The following is a 16,495-nucleotide window of genomic DNA, read 5'->3' on the forward strand; positions in this document are numbered from 1 at the left end:
GCCTTCTAGTAAACTAGAAGGCTTTGAAACTATTAATTAAGGTGCTTTCGTGTATCCTAAGAAGTGGCTCTTCCAATAAGAGTTACTTAATGAAGCGATTGCTACACCTTTATCTCCAGCTTGGATAAATGATCCGCCCCCAAGGTAAATACCCATGTGAGAAGGACCAGATTTATAAGTGTTTTGGAAATAAATTAAGTCACCAGGTTGTGGACTTGAAGTTTTTGGTAGGCTACTCCAATATCCCGCAACACTTTGACGGCTAATGTTATGACCAGATTTCTTAAATACATGGTAGATGTAGCCACTGCAGTCTACGCCGTTAGCAGAAGTTCCGCCCCAAACGTATGGTACACCTTGCATTGATTTTGCATATGCAAGTACGGAAGAACTGTCGCCACTATTATTGCCTGTATTATTATTGTTGTTATTGTTTTGATTGTTATTTTGGTTATTGTTAGGCTTATTATCTACTGCGCCTCCAACTGGTGTTTTAGATAGGTAACGTGTTCCGATATAACCAGTTTGACCGTTGTAGTTAATTTTGCTCCATCCAGAGTTTTCAGAGATTACTTGAACCTTCTGTCCTTGTGGAAGTGCACCTATGATTCTATAATTTGTACCTTCGCCGCTACGTACATTTAGTGCAGAAGCATTAATGTAGTAGTCGCCAATTGCACCTTGGTTAGGTTTTTCAGGTTGTTTTGGTTGCTCAGGAGTAGTAGTACCACCTTTAACGAATTTTACAAATTCGCTACTAACAAAGCCTGTTTTTCCTTGGTAATTTACTTTAAACCAACCGTTTTCAGATCCAACTACGTTTAATGTTGTACCGTTTAAAACACCACCAATTACACTATGGTAAGCAGCAGGGCCTGTACGAACACGTAAAGATGTAGCGTTAACCACGTAAGAACCGCCAGTTTGAATAGTTCCATTATTATTGTTTTGCTCTTGTTTGTTGCCTTCTGTAACGTTTTCGTTAGAACCGCCTTTTGTTACGTAGTCTTTGCTTATATAAGCAGTTTGTCCTGCGTAATTGATTTTGAACCAATCTTGAACTTCGCCAACAACTTGTACTACTTGTCCTTTTGTAACAGAACCTACAGTTGTGTGAGAAGTACTAGGACCTGTACGAACACGAAGGGAAGATACATTTACTGTATAGTTTCCGCTTGCTGGTTTTACTTCTTGGTTGTTATTGTTATTATTCGTATTGTTGTTTGAAGAACCCGCATTAGAAGAAACGCCAGATACGAATTCGCCACTTACATAACCTACTTGACCATTATGGTTAATTTTCACCCAACCATTTTCTTGTCCAATTACGTTTAATGTTTGTCCTGCATATACACGTCCAGAAACAGAACTAGAAGTGTTAGGAGCTGTACGTACACGTAATACATCAGCAGTAACTTTATTGTTTCCGCCTGTGCTTACATTGTTGTTTGTTGCTCCACTTTTTGATACAAATTCGCCACTAACAAAGCCTGTTTTTCCGTTAATGTTAATTTTGAACCAACCATTTTCTTCGCCAATCACGTTTAGTGATTGACCGTTATAAACGCGTGAGATGATGTCGTGAGAAATGCTTGATCCCGCACGAACATGTAATACGCTCGCGTTTACCTTATAAGATGAGTCGTTTGATGCAGAAGCTTGGACAGTTGTAGCAGCTTTTTGTGTATTTTGTTCAGGTGCAGCTTGAACACTATCAAGTGTAGGTGCTGCTCCTCCTGCTACAGACACTGCCGCAAGACCGGCAAGATACTTTTTCATAATTTGTCGATTCCTTTCTGTCTGTAATGTAGTGAAGAAATATTTACCAACTGTTAAAAATTCTAAAGAGCATGTCGATTACTGTCAAGACTTATGTAGGAATCTGAATATGACAAAAAGATTACAAAAAAAAATCAAGGCATAAATTTACACCTTGATTTCCATTTAAATGTATATATTGAATATGAAAGGACAGAAATTATTCGTGTTTAAGAAGATGCCATATTGGATTGTAACAAGATTTGATTAAAAGATTTTTGCAGTTTTTTGGTGATAGGCCCAACTTGCCCATCTTGAATCGCGGTTCCATCAAGGTGGGTCATTGGTAAAATTTCAATCGTTGTGCCTGTAAAAAAGCATTCATCTGCTTGATAAACGTCACGAACGCTGAAAAGTTCTTCCTGTACAGGAATGTGAAGAGTATTCGCTAAAGAAAGGACATATTGACGAATAATGCCATTTAGAATAAGGTGATTGGCTGGATGTGTGTAAAGAGTTCTGTTTTTAATTAAAAAGAAGTTGGAATGGCTTCCTTCCGTTACGATACCATTCCTTATGAGAAGTGCCTCTTTACAGCCTTTACGTTCAGCTTTCGTAGCAGCTAGTACGTTTGGTAATAAATTTAATGATTTAATGTCACAGCGTAGCCATCGAGTATCAGGTTCTGATATAGCGCGTATACCATATTCAATCCATAATGCTGGTCTTTCTTTTTTTGTAATATAGGCATAAATTGTCGGAGGGGTGTCATATGAAAATACATGTGTGCGAGCTTGTACACCGCGAGATACTTGCAAATAAATTGTGCCATCTTCGTGGAAATGGTTTCGTTCAATTAATTTGTAAAGTAAAGTGATGAGTTCAGCTTTTGAGAAAGGGAGCGATAATTCTACTTCTTCCATGGATCGATATAATCTTGTTATGTGCGGATCTAATAAGTGAAAGTTCCCTTTATATAGGCGAATAACCTCGTAGACACCATCTCCGAATTGCAAACCTCTTTCTTCAAGTTCTATGTACGTTTGTTGTTTTGTTGTATCAATAACTTCATCATTCCAAAGTACAAATTTTTCGTATGCCAATTTCCGTCCCATCCTTTCGTAAGTACGTAAATAACGTGAAACTTTCATTCATGCGAGATAAAAATCACTATAGTAATTTTTATGTAAGCAATTCTCTATATATGACCGTATATGTATTTGTAAATCATAGAGAAGTAAGGACGATTTCCCCCGCATTAACGGGCTGATTAAAGTTTCACTTTACAGCATTTTGTATATACAAATTCGAAAATAAGAAATGAGAATCCTGCTTTTAAATAAAAAAAAGCAACATTCTTATGGAATGCTGCACAAGGAGGGTAGCTATCTTTCATAGGGACATTGTCTCGTTGAATGCTTTGTGTATGGAAACAAAACATGTTGAAAGACAATTATAAGAAAGTAGAAACAAGAGATTTACACATTTCTTTAAGGGATCTTACGAAAGATGAGAGGTAAGAAATATGTAGAACCTTGTTTACATATTTTATTATAGAGATTCTTCATTAACCCTATGTGAATATTTGGTAAAGGTTATGTAATTTTAAAGTTAATGAATATAAGCAGTTGTATGGAAGAAAATAAAAAAAGAGGCTGAGATTACTCAGCGCTCTTCTTTTCTTCTTTAATAGCTGTTTTTACTTCACCAGTTTTGATCTTATTACTTTCAGAGAAGCGAAGTAAGTCACCTTCAATGATTTTATCAGACATGTGCAATTCATTTTGGGCACGATCAATTAGTGGTTGAGATTCTTCTTTCGGTAATTGTACAACTTCGCCAGTAGCACGGTCGTAGAATGTACTGTTTGTGTACATGTATTTATCTGTAATGAAGCTACCGTCACGAAGAACAACAAATCCTTTATTATCAGGTGAGAATACATCATGACCGAATCGAACGTCATTTGTAGAATCTACACCAAGTAAGTTTAGAATAGTTGGTTTAATATCAATTTCACCAGTTGGTTTCGAAATTGTTTTACCTTCTTTTTGACCTGGAACGTGAATAAACATCGGTGTTTTTTGTAAGTTCATATGGTCAAATGCAGTGATTTCTTCTTTTCCTAAGAACTGTGCCATTGCACGGTTATGGTTTTCAGAAATACCGTAGTGATCACCGTAGAATACGATTACTGAGTTGTCGTAAATACCTTCTGCTTTTAGACGCTCAATAAAGTGTTTCATTGCTTCGTCTAAGTAACGAGCAGTTACCATGTAACGGTCAAATACTCCATCACCAGAATTATATTCGTCGATTAATTTTGTACTGTCATCGTAAGTGAATGGGTAATGATTCGTTAAAGTAAGGAAGCGAGTATAGAATGGTTGCTTCACTTCTTTCAACATATCAATAGATTGATCGAAGTATTCGATATCTTTTAATCCCCAGTTTAATTTTGTTTCCGGCGTAATCTTGTAATCAAGCTCGTTGTAGTAACGATCATAACCAAGTGCTGGATACATAATGTTACGGTTCCAGAATGTTGCGTTGTTTGCGTGGAATACCGACGTGTGATACCCTTGCTGACGTAAAATTTCTGGAGTTGCTGTATATTCATTGTTACCGTGTGTGAAGAATACAGCACCGCGGTCTAGTGGATATAAAGAAGTATCTACTAGGAATTCAGCATCAGATGTTTTACCTTGCCCAGTTTGATGGAAGAAGTTATCAAAGTAATAACTTTCTTTCGTAAATTGGTTTAAGAACGGTGTAACTTCTTGTCCGTTAACTGTTGCGCCAATTAAGAATGTTTGTAATGACTCAAGAGAGACAACAATTACGTTTTTCCCTTTTGCAGTACCGAACATATTTGGATCTGGTTTACTTTGTGTTGTTTTCACGTAGTTTTCTGTTTCTTGTAATTTACTACCGTCAGCGAATGCTTTTTGTGAACTTGATTTCGCTTGTAAGCCAAGATCGTATACTTGGTGTACATATAATCCTAAGTTTTTAACAAGCATAACGCGGTCGAATGAACGTGTTAATAGTTCTGGGCGTTCAGCTTCTGCAAGTCCTAAGTTTGCGAAGAAAATAGCAACTGTTGATACGAAGTATAGAGAACGCATCGGGCGTGCTACACGCTCTGTAGGTGCAAAGTTTTTCATTTTCTTCAATAGAACGAAGAATACGATAATGTCTGCGAATGCAAGAATAATTTTGTAGTTAAATAATTCTTTCACACTAGAACCTAAACTTCCGAAGTTAGATGTTTGTCCGAGTACTGGTAAAGTAACGAAGTCATTGTAGAATCCGTAGAACATTACGTTACCAACAAGAACGATTGTTAAGACAAAGTTAATTCCAAGTGCTATATAGTTACGTTTTTTCCCTTTTGCAAATAATGCAAGACCAACAAGCAGTAATGATGCTGCTAATGGGCTAAGGAATAAAATGAATTCTTGCATGAAAGATTCAAGTTTTAAATCAAAGCTTGTGCGTGTAATAATGTAAGTTTTCAGCCATAAGGCTAAAGCTACGAATACAGTGAAACGCACATTTTGAAATTGCGATTTCAAGGTTTCTTTCATTCATTTCCACCCTTTCTCTATCAGGCTTGGTCGATTTTGGAGCGAAAAATGCTAAAATAAAAAATACATAGTTTTCTTGGCCATAATTAAAGGTTCTATATTCACCCATATACGACTATAACTATGCATACCCTTTTGGTTTCTTTTGTTGCTCATAAGCATAACGTCATTTCTGTATTATACAACAAAATTCATTTCTGAGAAACACTATAACATTTTACATTTTTTGTATAAGATTTGTCACTACCAGAGAAAACTTTAACATTCGTTTATATGTCCGTCAACTAGAAAATATAACAAAGATAGAGCAGAATGTTAAGTGGAAGTGAAAATTTCTTTGTTGAGAAATAAGAAACGAAGGTGGATAAGGGTTATCTAGAAATCTATTATATGAAGGAAATTGTGTAAAAATTAACGAACACTTGTTCTTTTTTGGTTTATTTGTTACAATGAAAGTTCATTGATAGGTTTTGTGTAATTTCCATGAACTTTTACTGATAACATATTGTAGCTTATTTCTTTTTAAAAATAGGGAGGCTTTTACATGAAACAAAAATTTTCAGTTGAAGCGTTTTGGAAGAAAGTAAAACATGTTGCAAAGCAAGCAGGGCAGTCGGTCATTTATACAAGTTTATTACTGTTTTACGTTTTGCAAAGACCCGATGTTCCAAAACGAGTGAAAATTATTGTAATTGGAGCACTTGCTTATTTTATTGCACCGATTGATGCGATTCCAGATTTCATTGCTGGAATTGGCTATACGGATGATTTAGGGGCGTTAACGGCCGCACTAATACAGGTGTCGTTATACGTCAATGAAGATGTGAAAGATAAGGCACGAGTGAAGTTGGCAGAATGGTTTGGTTCGGATATAGACACAACATTTATCGATCAGAAATTAGGTCAATAGGTGAAATCTGTCATAAGGTGACAGGACGAACGTAAGCGAGGAAGTGCATTATGCCATCAGGAAGAACGCATACGAAAATAAACTTAATATCCCTTCCGGTTGTTTTGTTTTTGCTCTTTTCGTATGGATTAACAAATTTTGATTTTTTATTAACTTTTGCAATTGGTTTTTTAGTAGGTACTTCATTTTTAACACCAGATTTAGATACGTACAGTAATGCTTATAACAAATGGGGTTTCTTACGTATATTTTGGTATCCTTATAAGAAAGTAATGCCACATCGATCTTTCTTTACGCATACGATTATACTTGGTGATGTGATTCGTATTGCGTACATGTTAATCGTCTTTTCTCCATTTTTATTCCTATTAAATGTAATCGCACTGGATGGTAATTTAATAGAAATTGCGAAGAAACATGAGGTTGAAATTGTAACGTTCTTAATGGGAATTGTTGTGGCAAGTACGCTCCACATTATAGCGGATAAGGTGAATACGCGCCGAAAGAAAATGATGAGAAAAAAGAAGAAACGCAGAAGATAAAGTAACTAATCGGGAAAAGGACCCTTGCAATTTGCAAGGGTCCTTTTTTAAACAAACGTTTGTTTAAAATTAAGCTTTCAGTACTTTAATTCCTTTTACAATGTTCCAGATGAAGTAGTATAAGCTGATGATTCCGCAAATAGCTAAGACAATCATTGCTCCAATTCCAAGTGTTACATCTGGTTGGTCAGATCCTATGCCCATAATTCCTAAAATGGTTAAGCCGATAAATGTAGCGATACTTGGAATGATGTGTGTCCATAGAGCACGTTTTGCGTGTGGCTTTGTTTCAGCGTCTCCTACAATCCAAACGATAATAGGGAATAAGATAGGGGCAAATAGTACACTAAAGTATGATAACGCAGCTAATATTTTATTTCCGTTCATATATATCACCTCATGAATAATGTCTGTTGTTATACTATTATTATGCAATAATTTAGTTAAGCTTTCTATCGATGAACATTACAAGAACATGACGATTTTGTAAGATTTTTTTGTTAAATGATAAAATTTTCAAAAAAATATTTTTTAATGGAAATTGTTATGGTACAGTATAAATGGAAGTTGTTGAAAACGTTTTCTTAAACGTTTTTTATTTTTAGGCTTAAAGGTATGATGACCTGATAGTCTATTGATAAGATTGTATTTATTTAAAAGGGGATTCTTTAGGGGGAGAGGACAATGAACACATGGACACAAGTTTATGATCCGTTCGGTAATATTTGGATTTCAGCAGCAGTAGCACTTATTCCGATTATCTTTTTTTTCTTAGCTTTGGCGGTTTTTCGCATGAAGGGGTATGTGGCAGGATTTATTACAGTTGTACTTACAGTTTTAGTAGCATTATTCGCTTATAAAATGCCGTTCACGATGGCAATGGCAGCAACCGGGTACGGTTTTTTGTACGGGTTATGGCCAATTGCTTGGATTATCATTATGTCGGTATTTTTATATAAAATTTCTGTAAAAACAGGTCAATTCGATGTGATTCGTGCATCGGTATTATCGATTACGAACGATCATCGTTTACTCGTTATTTTAATTGGATTTTCATTCGGAGCATTTTTAGAAGGAGCGGCAGGGTTTGGAGCGCCAGTAGCGATTACAGCAGCGCTTCTTGCTGGTCTTGGGTTAAATCCTTTATACGCAGCAGGTCTTTGTTTAATTGCAAATACTGCACCAGTGGCGTTCGGAGCGATGGGAATTCCGATTACAGTTGCTGGACAAGTAACAGGTATTGATCCACATAAAATTGGACAAATGGCTGGGCATCAATTACCGTTCCTATCATTATTTGTTCCATTCTTTATCGTATTTTTAATGGATGGATTTAAAGGGGTAAGACAAACGTGGCCTGCGTTACTTGTAGCAGGTAGTTCATTTGCGATTACGCAGTTCATTACAGCGACGTTCTTAGGACCGGAACTTCCGGATATTACGTCAGCACTTGTAAGTTTAGTGAGTTTAGCACTGTTCTTAAAAGTTTGGCAGCCGAAAGAAATTTATCAATCCGGGCAAGCAAATAATGAGGTAGCAGCAACAACGACAGCAGCATCGATGCCGAAATTAACGTTTGGAAAAGTAGTGAAGGCATGGTCCCCATTTATCGTATTAACGGTTATGGTAGTCATTTGGAGCCAAAATTTCTTTAAGGCATTATTTGCTCCAGGAGGGGCTTTAGAAAGTCTTGTATTTAAGTTTGAAATTCCAGGTCTGCATAATCTAGTAATGAAAGCAGAGCCAATTGTAAATAAACCAACGCCTTACGAGGCAATTCTAAAGTTTGATGTATTATCGGCAACTGGAACAGCGATTTTAATTGCTTGTATCATTTCCATGTTTATTTTGAAAATGAATGTAAAAGATGCAGTAGTGACATTTAAAGAAACGTTAAACGAATTAAAAATGCCAATTCTATCTATCGGATTTGTACTAGGGTTTGCATTTATCGCAAACTATTCTGGCCTATCTTCTACGTTAGCGTTAGCATTAGCTGGAACAGGCGGACTATTCCCGTTCTTCTCACCATTCTTAGGCTGGATTGGCGTATTCCTAACAGGGTCTGATACGTCTGCGAATGCACTGTTCTCAAATTTACAAGCCATTACAGCGCAGCAAGTCGGCGTATCTGAAGTGCTTCTCGTTGCAGCAAATACAACAGGCGGTGTAACAGGTAAAATGATTTCCCCGCAGTCGATTGCCATCGCTTGTGCAGCAGTTGGTCTTGCTGGAAAAGAATCGGATTTGTTCCGTTTTACAGTGAAGCATAGTTTATTCTTCGTAATTATTGTTGGTATTATGACGTATGTACAGGCATATTATTTAACGTGGATGATTCCATAAAAAACAAAAGAAATAAACTTTGAATTTTTCAGATTATAGTGTATGATGGGAAAGTATTGAAAATTAAATCAGTGATAAACTAGGGGTGCCTAACGTATGCGTAGGCTGAGAGAGAAGCGCGTGAACTTCTTAACCCTTTGGACCTGATCTGGCTCGTACCAGCGTAGGGAAGTTAACGGCTTTACATAATGATGTCTTTATGAGCCAGGTCCTTATTTTTTTATGGACCTGGCTCTTTTTATTTTGGCATGCGCTGGCCATATCTTGTCCTTGTCACGAACAGGGGGGCAACAAAATTTATGAAACAATCTGTTTCAGCTGAGCAAATTGAATTGAAATCGAGTTTACCAGGGAGTAAGAAAGTATATGTGGATGGACCACGAGAAGGTATGAAAGTGCCGATGCGTGAGATTGAACAAAGCGAAACGAATGGCGTCCCAAATCCACCAATCCGTGTGTATGATACGAGCGGTCCTTATACAGATCCTGCGTATAAGGTCGAGCTGGAAAAAGGCATTCCAACGCCGCGCCACTCCTGGATTATGGGGCGTGGTGATGTAGAAGCATACGAAGGGCGTGAAGTAAAACCAGAGGATGACGGTGTGAAAGTGGCTTCGAAACATACACCTGTTTTCCCGCAAATGGATCGTAAGCCGCTTAGAGCAAAGCAAGGTGCAAATGTTACGCAAATGCACTATGCGCGTAATGGCATTATTACGTCTGAGATGGAATACGTTGCGATTCGTGAAGGGGTAGAGCCGGAGTTTGTTCGTAAGGAAATCGCAGAAGGCCGTGCTATTTTACCAGCGAATATTAATCATCCAGAAGCTGAACCGATGATTATCGGGCGTAACTTCCATGTGAAGGTCAATGCAAATATCGGAAACTCTGCTGTATCTTCTTCTATTGCAGAAGAAGTAGAGAAGATGACGTGGGCTACTCGCTGGGGTGCAGATACGATTATGGATTTATCTACAGGTAAAAATATTCATACGACGCGTGAGTGGATTATTCGTAACGCGCCTGTACCAGTTGGAACTGTACCAATCTATCAAGCGCTGGAAAAAGTAAACGGAATTGCAGAAGATTTAACGTGGGAAGTATATCGTGATACGTTAATTGAGCAGGCGGAGCAAGGCGTTGATTACTTTACGATTCACGCTGGTGTATTGCTTCGTTACATTCCAATCACGGCAAAGCGTACGACAGGTATCGTTTCACGCGGTGGTTCGATTATGGCGCAGTGGTGTTTATTCCATCATAAAGAAAACTTCCTATATACTCATTTTGAAGAGATTTGTGAAATTATGAAACAGTACGATGTTTCGTTCTCTCTTGGAGATGGATTACGTCCAGGGTCTATTGCAGATGCAAATGATGAAGCACAGTTTTCTGAGCTTGAAACACTTGGTGAATTAACCAAAATTGCTTGGAAACATGATGTGCAAGTTATGATCGAAGGACCTGGACACGTACCGATGCACTTAATTAAAGAAAATATGGAGAAAGAGCTTGATATTTGTCAGGGCGCGCCGTTTTACACACTTGGGCCACTAACGACAGATATTGCACCAGGTTATGACCATATTACATCGGCGATTGGAGCTGCGATGATCGGTTGGTTTGGAACGGCGATGCTTTGTTATGTAACGCCGAAAGAACATTTAGGTTTACCGAATAAAGATGATGTACGCACGGGTGTTATTACGTACAAAATTGCAGCGCATGCGGCTGATCTTGCGAAAGGACATAAAACGGCTCATCAGCGTGATGATGCACTTTCAAAAGCACGCTTCGAATTCCGTTGGCGCGATCAATTTAATCTATCTTTAGATCCTGAACGTGCGATGGAATATCACGATGAAACGTTGCCTGCAGAAGGGGCAAAGACAGCTCACTTCTGTTCAATGTGTGGACCGAAGTTTTGTAGTATGAGAATTTCACATGATATTCGTGAATATGCAAAAGAAAATGATTTAGAAACGACAGAAGCAATTGAAAAAGGAATGAAAGAGAAAGCAGAAGAATTTAAAGAAGCTGGTAGTCATTTATATCAATAACACGTTACACCTCTTTACTTGATTGATCACACTGTAGTACCTAACTTTATTATAGAAGAATCCCCATTTGCTAAGACGGTAGCAAATGGGGATTCTGTTGTTTATCCCGCTATTTGTGGGCAGTAAGACCCCCACCTCAAAATTCAGCGGAAGCAAAGAAGTTAGGTCGGGGTCGGGCTGCCCGTAAAAGCCCGATTGGTTAGGGCTAATAATCAGTGGGGGATGAACAAAACCCCCACTGATTAAAGTTTCACTTTATAAGGCAAAGAAGAGGTGTACCCAGTAGAATAAGAGGAATAGTGTGACGACTGTTGTGAGCGGGATAACGATAAGGGATACACTTAAATAGTCTTTCCATTTTACTTTAATTTTGTTTTGTTTCAGAATATACATCCAAATGAGTGAAGCTAGCGTACCAATTGGTAGTAATAGTGAACCGATGTCACTACCAATGATGTTTGCGAGATAGATTGTTTTTAATGTGACTGGATCTAGTCCCATTTCTGTTAATGTGATCGTACCAATCATAAGGGCAGGATGGTTATTGAAGACGTTAGAGAGGATGGATACAAGTCCGCCCATCGCAAAGCTAGCATAGAGTAGATGCTGATTCACAACTGGCTCGAGCCATTGTACAAGTGCAGCTGTTAATCCTGCGTTGTGGAGTCCGTAAATAATGACGTACATAGAGAAGGCGAAAATTAAAATGTGCCACGGTGTCTTTTTCAAAATGTCGACAGGATTTGTTCGTAAGTAGTACCATCTCCAAATGAGAAGAACGAGTGAACCGAGTACCGCAACGATTTCAATTGGTATGGATAAGAAGGATGCAACGAATAGAAGACAGCGCATAAGGAAGACAAAACCTAATACTTTTAACATGAATCTTGTCCGTTTTTGTTTCGTATCAACAGAATTATTTCCTTTTAGTGGATGGAAGTTTTTCGTGAAAAAAATTTCTTCAATATCATATGAAGAAACAGGTAATTTTTTCGGAAGTTTTTTCTTCAAAACTGTATACATGAGCCATGACATAAATAATAAGCCTAATGTTGCAGGTACAAACATCATAGCAGTATGCATATAAAGAGTCATATTAACGATATTTAATGCAATTAAGTTTACGATATTACTTACACCAATTGGTGCACTAGACGCAGTAGCGATTAAAGCGCCACTTAATAAATAAGGAATTTGTTGATGTGGTTTTAATTGAAGGTTTTTTAGAAGAAGAATTAAAATTGGAGTTGTAATTAAAATACTGCCGTCGTTATTAAATAAAAGAGTCATAAGAAAACATAGTAATTGAATATACCAGTATAAACGGTGACCGGACCCTTTTGCTAAATTTGCTAGTTTCGCTGCGGACCAATGGAAGAAGCCGAAGCTTTCTAATATAACTGCCATAACAATAGTCGCTAATATTGTTATGGAGGCTCCTCCTATTTTACTAACAATATCTATGACGTCTGGTTTTGACACAAGTCCAGTAATTAGGATAATGCCAGCACCGATTGCTGCTGGCCACGCCTCATTTAAACCTCGAGGCCGCCAAAAGATAACAATCATTGTTAAGAAGAATACAATAATAGTAATCCATATTTCAATGCTCATATTTTGCCTACCTTTCTATTTTCCCTTAAACAGATGTAGCTTGTCTCAAGTTTATATTGGTAGTATATTCAGCAAAAAATAAGAAGAACTAGACGTATAACGAGATGAAGCGAATATGTGTTTTTCATGCTAAAGGACAAGTGTCACTAGTAGTGAAATAACTATTGTGATAGGAGTCTATAAATCGATTGGGCAGTAAGGTAGGAAATGAGATTTATATCAGAAATTTTTAAAATATATCGACTTAACGACAAAATATAACAAGAGGAGTCTATCCCAAAATACCTTTTGGAACAGACTCCAAGGCTATATTATTTTTCCTTCAAAAAAGTACGATCCTTCAAGAATAAATTCCAGAAGAAAATAAATCCTGGTAATAAAATTGCAATCCCAATTGCGTATAGAATGAGCAGTGCATAGAACGTTTCTTTCGTTGTAAAGCTTGTAAATACAGTTACGTCAGGGTAAATAATATACGGTAAATGCGCGACCCCGTAAGCATAGCTTGCAAATGCATATTGAGCGACGACAGCTAAAACAGCAATGCGAGGGAATCCTAGTGTGTTATACTTCTTGTTTGTCCACCAAAGGGACGAGTATCCGATAACGAATAGAACAATAGAAACTGTAAACCATGGGAATTGCTTTATTAATCCTTGCATAAGCCAATGTGTTTCTGGATCCATTACAACGAGAGCGATAATCGCCGTAACAAGTGTTGCAGGGCCAAGTATGATGGCATTCCTTCTATAAAGTTTGTATGCATCTTCTGAACCTTGCTCTCTCGCAAAATCAGCAAGAAAGAGAGAGGAGAGAAATAGTTCAGACGTTAGTCCGAAGAGCATATAACAATAGATAACCGGGCTAGAAAGAAGTTTTCCATACAGGAGTACTTCTCTTCCTTCAGACATTGTAATATACGCTCCCTCTGTAACGGGTAAAACGGTAATTAATAGTGCTGGAATTAAGAGACCAGTAATACCTGAAATAACCCGAAGAAGGTACTGATATTTTGGCAAGGAGTAAGCAAATACCATAAATGTACTACGTACTGCAACGAGTACTAAAATTAACATAACTGGTACGAACATAACGGTTGCAAGAGTAAAGGCCGCTTTCGGAAAGAAGCCGAGAAATGCGACAACGACGAAAACGAGAAACGTATTTGTTACTTCCCAAGTTGGTGATAAGTACCGATTGGCAAGTTTGGCAGCGAGCGTTGGATGTTTTGCGTATACCATGCCCCAAAAACCAGCTCCAAAATCGATGGACCCTAATATACTGTATACGAAAATAAGGGCCCATAAGATGATGATTGCAATACTTTCCTCATGCACGAGAATCGCCTCCTTGGTGTTGTAAATCATTCTTTAATGGATGTCTTCTAAAGAATGTCCGTAGAACAAAGACTGTTAAAATAGCGAGTCCAATATATAAAATGATGAATAAAACAAATAAAGGACCGACGAAATCAGCGCGAGTAGAAGCATCGACTGTACGTTGCATACCATAAATTGTCCATGGCTGACGACCGCTACAACTGAAAATCCATCCGAATTCAATACCGAGCATCATAATTGGTCCGCATGCGGCAGCCCCCCAAAGTAGCCACTTCGGTAGTTCTGTCCCCTTTTTTCGGTAAACAAAGTACCAATATAAGAGAGCAATTGCTGCAACTGCAAAGGTAAACGCAGCAGTGCCGACCATTAAGTTGAACAGTGTATGTGTATAAAATGGTGGCCATGTTTCTTGTGGGAATTCATTTAGACCTTTTACGACAGTGCTAGGGTCTAGTCCCACTAATAAGCTAAGCATGTTTGGAATTTCAAGTGCATAGTTTAGTTCAAGCGTATTAGGATCCACAATCCCGCCAATGGATAGCGGTGCGTGTGATGTCGTTTCAAATAAAGCTTCAGCAGATGCAAGTTTTTCAGGTGAGTGTTTATGTAGGGCGATTGCCGATTCGTGCCCTGAAAGCCACATCGTAGCGCCTGTAATAAATGTCACGACAAGCCCTAATAGTAGCCCCTTTTTATGATAAGCAATTTCACGTGTACTTAAATTTTTCTTCAATAATTTAAATCCAGCGATAGAAGCAATGACAGCCGCACCAGTTGCATAAGCCGTAATAACGACATGGAATGCACTTGTGCCAAAACTCGGATTAAAGAAAGCTTTCCAAGGATCAACGTTAAAAACAGATCCATCTGGATTCATTGAAAATCCTGCTGGTGTATTCATCCATGTATTTGCTGATGTAATAAGAACGGCGGATGCCGTGGCACCAAGCATGACGAAAAATAGCGAGATTAATCTCATAAATGGAGGAAGTTTATCGGCTGCATATACGTAAATCGACATGAATAAAGCCTCCAAAAAGAAGGCAAAAATCTCAATTTGGAAGGGAACAGAAATAACTTGCCCAACAATTTTGGCAAAACCAGGCCAAAGAAGTGAGATTTGCACACCGACAATTGTTCCAGTTGGAATTGCTACACCGAGAAGAATAGCAAACGCCTTTGTCCATCTTTTCGCCATAATGGCATAGTCGGAGTCTTTCTTCCAGTGATAGAGTATTTCGCTTATAAAAATCATCAATGAAAGTCCAACGCCAAGTGTTGCAAAGATAATGTGGAATGCTAATGAAGAACCAAAAAATGCTCTTGCTAATGTTACCGTATCCATATGTAAACTCCTCTTCTTTTTTGCCATTATTTTCTGATTGAATTGGAAGATTTATTCAAAAAAACTACCAAAAATATATATGTATTTAAAAAGTGAATATAATAATATAATGTTGTAATATTTTGAATAGAAAGAAATAAGTAGTTGCTTATATTTTGTTTGTTTTTTGCGCAGGAATCTTTTATAATCTTTTATGCGAACATAAGTTCTGTTTTTCGAAAAAGAAGTTTATGTGAAATGGAGAGGGTGTTTTATGTATCCTGAAGTCATTAAAAAGATGGCATTTTCAAAAGAGCATAGAGATTTATTATTGAAGCTATATAATAAAGAAATTACACGTCGTGAATATGATCGACTTGTACAATCGCTATATAAACCTTCTAAAGAGGTTTGTGGGGGATAGAAATGGGGGAGACAATCTAATAGATTGTCTTTTTTAAATTTATGTATGTTCTGATAAAATTAAGGTTAGCCTTACTAGGGAGGTGAAAAGATTGCGGAAACGTTTATATATAGGGATTGGAGTTATCTTCTTAATCGCTTTAGGTGGAATTGTATTTTGGTCAGCTTTACAAGGAAACCGTACAGAAAATTTTATTTTAAGACATATGGTGAATGAAAATGGAACGCTTGCCACGTATCGTTTAGTAGATACTAAGGCAGGTACGGGTGAAGCGAAGGGACGTGAAGCTTTATCAGAATCGGCGGGATTATGGTTACAATATACACTTGATAAAGATGACCAGGCGTTATTTGATGAGCAAGTAAAGGTTATTCAAGATAATTTCGTATATAAGAATCATATCGTTTTATGGAAACTCTCTGAAAAGGGAGAGAGGCAGTCAGCTACAAATGCACTTATAGATGATCTTCGTATTATAGAACAATTATATCGTGCTTATGAAATGTATAAGGAAGAGCGTTATAAAAACCTTGCCGATCAATTAAGTGATGCTGTACTTCGTTATAATAAAAAAGATAATTATTATG

General features: G+C 37.6%; 12 protein-coding genes, 1 pseudogene and 1 riboswitch. Of the genes and pseudogenes, 6 read left to right on the forward strand and 7 right to left on the reverse strand.

Annotation, left to right across the window (positions count from 1 at the left end; all coding sequences use genetic code 11):
- Nucleotides 1–36: 36 nt before the first annotated feature.
- The 3 genes from MR160_RS16460 to MR160_RS16470 form a co-directional block, all read right to left on the reverse strand.
- Nucleotides 37–1,779, reverse strand: a complete 1,743-nt coding sequence (locus tag MR160_RS16460) for a C40 family peptidase (RefSeq protein ID WP_150158329.1) — start codon at nucleotides 1,777–1,779, stop codon at nucleotides 37–39.
- Nucleotides 1,780–1,988: 209 nt separating this feature from the next.
- Complete coding sequence (locus MR160_RS16465; protein ID WP_079997269.1) at nucleotides 1,989–2,873, reverse strand: D-amino-acid transaminase; 885 nt, start codon at nucleotides 2,871–2,873, stop codon at nucleotides 1,989–1,991.
- Between the two features lie 546 nt (nucleotides 2,874–3,419).
- The gene (locus MR160_RS16470; protein WP_000665344.1) at nucleotides 3,420–5,348 is read right to left on the reverse strand and encodes an LTA synthase family protein; all 1,929 of its coding nucleotides are present in this window, start codon (nucleotides 5,346–5,348) and stop codon (nucleotides 3,420–3,422) included.
- A 544-nt stretch (nucleotides 5,349–5,892) separates the two neighbouring features.
- On the opposite strand from MR160_RS16470, the gene MR160_RS16475 reads away from it, so the two are divergent.
- Both MR160_RS16475 and MR160_RS16480 read left to right on the forward strand, forming a co-directional pair.
- Nucleotides 5,893–6,258 (forward strand): YkvA family protein, encoded by a 366-nt coding sequence (locus MR160_RS16475; protein WP_000810378.1) that lies wholly within the window; start codon nucleotides 5,893–5,895, stop codon nucleotides 6,256–6,258.
- Nucleotides 6,259–6,308: 50 nt separating this feature from the next.
- A complete protein-coding gene (locus MR160_RS16480; protein ID WP_001139059.1) occupies nucleotides 6,309–6,800 on the forward strand; it encodes a metal-binding protein in 492 nt (163 codons plus the stop codon).
- Nucleotides 6,801–6,869: 69 nt separating this feature from the next.
- Here the strand turns inward: MR160_RS16480 and MR160_RS16485 are convergent, their stop codons facing one another.
- Entirely contained in the window at nucleotides 6,870–7,187 is a 318-nt protein-coding gene (locus tag MR160_RS16485; RefSeq protein ID WP_001014091.1) for a magnetosome magnetite crystal formation protein family, read from the reverse strand.
- A 297-nt stretch (nucleotides 7,188–7,484) separates the two neighbouring features.
- On the opposite strand from MR160_RS16485, the gene lldP reads away from it, so the two are divergent.
- Nucleotides 7,485–9,146, forward strand: coding sequence for an L-lactate permease (gene lldP, locus MR160_RS16490; RefSeq protein ID WP_001099345.1), 1,662 nt, complete (start codon nucleotides 7,485–7,487; stop codon nucleotides 9,144–9,146).
- Between the two features lie 71 nt (nucleotides 9,147–9,217).
- A riboswitch (TPP riboswitch) is annotated at nucleotides 9,218–9,333 on the forward strand.
- A 112-nt stretch (nucleotides 9,334–9,445) separates the two neighbouring features.
- Nucleotides 9,446–11,206 (forward strand): phosphomethylpyrimidine synthase ThiC, encoded by a 1,761-nt coding sequence (gene thiC, locus MR160_RS16495; RefSeq protein WP_000814477.1) that lies wholly within the window; start codon nucleotides 9,446–9,448, stop codon nucleotides 11,204–11,206.
- Between the two features lie 255 nt (nucleotides 11,207–11,461).
- On the opposite strand, the gene MR160_RS16500 is transcribed toward thiC, so the two are convergent.
- From MR160_RS16500 to cydA, 3 genes are all read right to left on the reverse strand, one after another.
- Nucleotides 11,462–12,820, reverse strand: a complete 1,359-nt coding sequence (locus MR160_RS16500; protein WP_000021125.1) for an arsenic transporter — start codon at nucleotides 12,818–12,820, stop codon at nucleotides 11,462–11,464.
- Between the two features lie 311 nt (nucleotides 12,821–13,131).
- A complete protein-coding gene (locus MR160_RS16505) occupies nucleotides 13,132–14,157 on the reverse strand; it encodes a cytochrome d ubiquinol oxidase subunit II (RefSeq protein ID WP_000544189.1) in 1,026 nt (341 codons plus the stop codon).
- Nucleotides 14,150–15,505 carry a cytochrome ubiquinol oxidase subunit I gene (gene cydA, locus MR160_RS16510; protein WP_000381974.1) on the reverse strand — a complete coding sequence of 452 codons (1,356 nt, stop codon included), beginning with the start codon at nucleotides 15,503–15,505 and terminating at the stop codon, nucleotides 14,150–14,152. Before cydA ends, MR160_RS16505 begins: the two co-directional genes overlap by 8 nt.
- Nucleotides 15,506–15,758: 253 nt before the next feature.
- On the opposite strand from cydA, the gene MR160_RS16515 reads away from it, so the two are divergent.
- Together MR160_RS16515 and MR160_RS16520 are read left to right on the forward strand one after the other, a co-directional pair.
- On the forward strand, nucleotides 15,759–15,908 hold the full coding sequence (locus MR160_RS16515; protein WP_000283180.1) for a hypothetical protein: 150 nt from the start codon (nucleotides 15,759–15,761) through the stop codon (nucleotides 15,906–15,908).
- Between the two features lie 91 nt (nucleotides 15,909–15,999).
- Nucleotides 16,000–16,495 (forward strand): annotated as a pseudogene (locus tag MR160_RS16520) (glycosyl hydrolase family 8); the annotation flags it as partial.

The organism is Bacillus cereus group sp. BfR-BA-01382 (assembly GCF_022663475.1).
In the GTDB taxonomy this organism is placed as follows: Bacteria; Bacillota; Bacilli; order Bacillales; family Bacillaceae_G; genus Bacillus_A; species Bacillus_A thuringiensis_S.

Excerpts from the sequence above, each read along its gene's own strand:
- MR160_RS16460 (WP_150158329.1), bottom strand. The coding sequence starts at position 1,779 with ATGAAAAAGTATCTTGCCGGTCTTGCGGCAGTGTCTGTAGCAGGAGGA.
- MR160_RS16465 (WP_079997269.1), bottom strand. The coding sequence starts at position 2,873 with ATGGGACGGAAATTGGCATACGAAAAATTTGTACTTTGGAATGATGAA.
- MR160_RS16470 (WP_000665344.1), bottom strand. The coding sequence starts at position 5,348 with ATGAAAGAAACCTTGAAATCGCAATTTCAAAATGTGCGTTTCACTGTA.
- MR160_RS16475 (WP_000810378.1), top strand. The coding sequence starts at position 5,893 with ATGAAACAAAAATTTTCAGTTGAAGCGTTTTGGAAGAAAGTAAAACAT.
- MR160_RS16480 (WP_001139059.1), top strand. The coding sequence starts at position 6,309 with ATGCCATCAGGAAGAACGCATACGAAAATAAACTTAATATCCCTTCCG.
- MR160_RS16485 (WP_001014091.1), bottom strand. The coding sequence starts at position 7,187 with ATGAACGGAAATAAAATATTAGCTGCGTTATCATACTTTAGTGTACTA.
- lldP (WP_001099345.1), top strand. The coding sequence starts at position 7,485 with ATGAACACATGGACACAAGTTTATGATCCGTTCGGTAATATTTGGATT.
- thiC (WP_000814477.1), top strand. The coding sequence starts at position 9,446 with ATGAAACAATCTGTTTCAGCTGAGCAAATTGAATTGAAATCGAGTTTA.
- MR160_RS16500 (WP_000021125.1), bottom strand. The coding sequence starts at position 12,820 with ATGAGCATTGAAATATGGATTACTATTATTGTATTCTTCTTAACAATG.
- cydA (WP_000381974.1), bottom strand. The coding sequence starts at position 15,505 with ATGGATACGGTAACATTAGCAAGAGCATTTTTTGGTTCTTCATTAGCA.
- MR160_RS16515 (WP_000283180.1), top strand. The coding sequence starts at position 15,759 with ATGTATCCTGAAGTCATTAAAAAGATGGCATTTTCAAAAGAGCATAGA.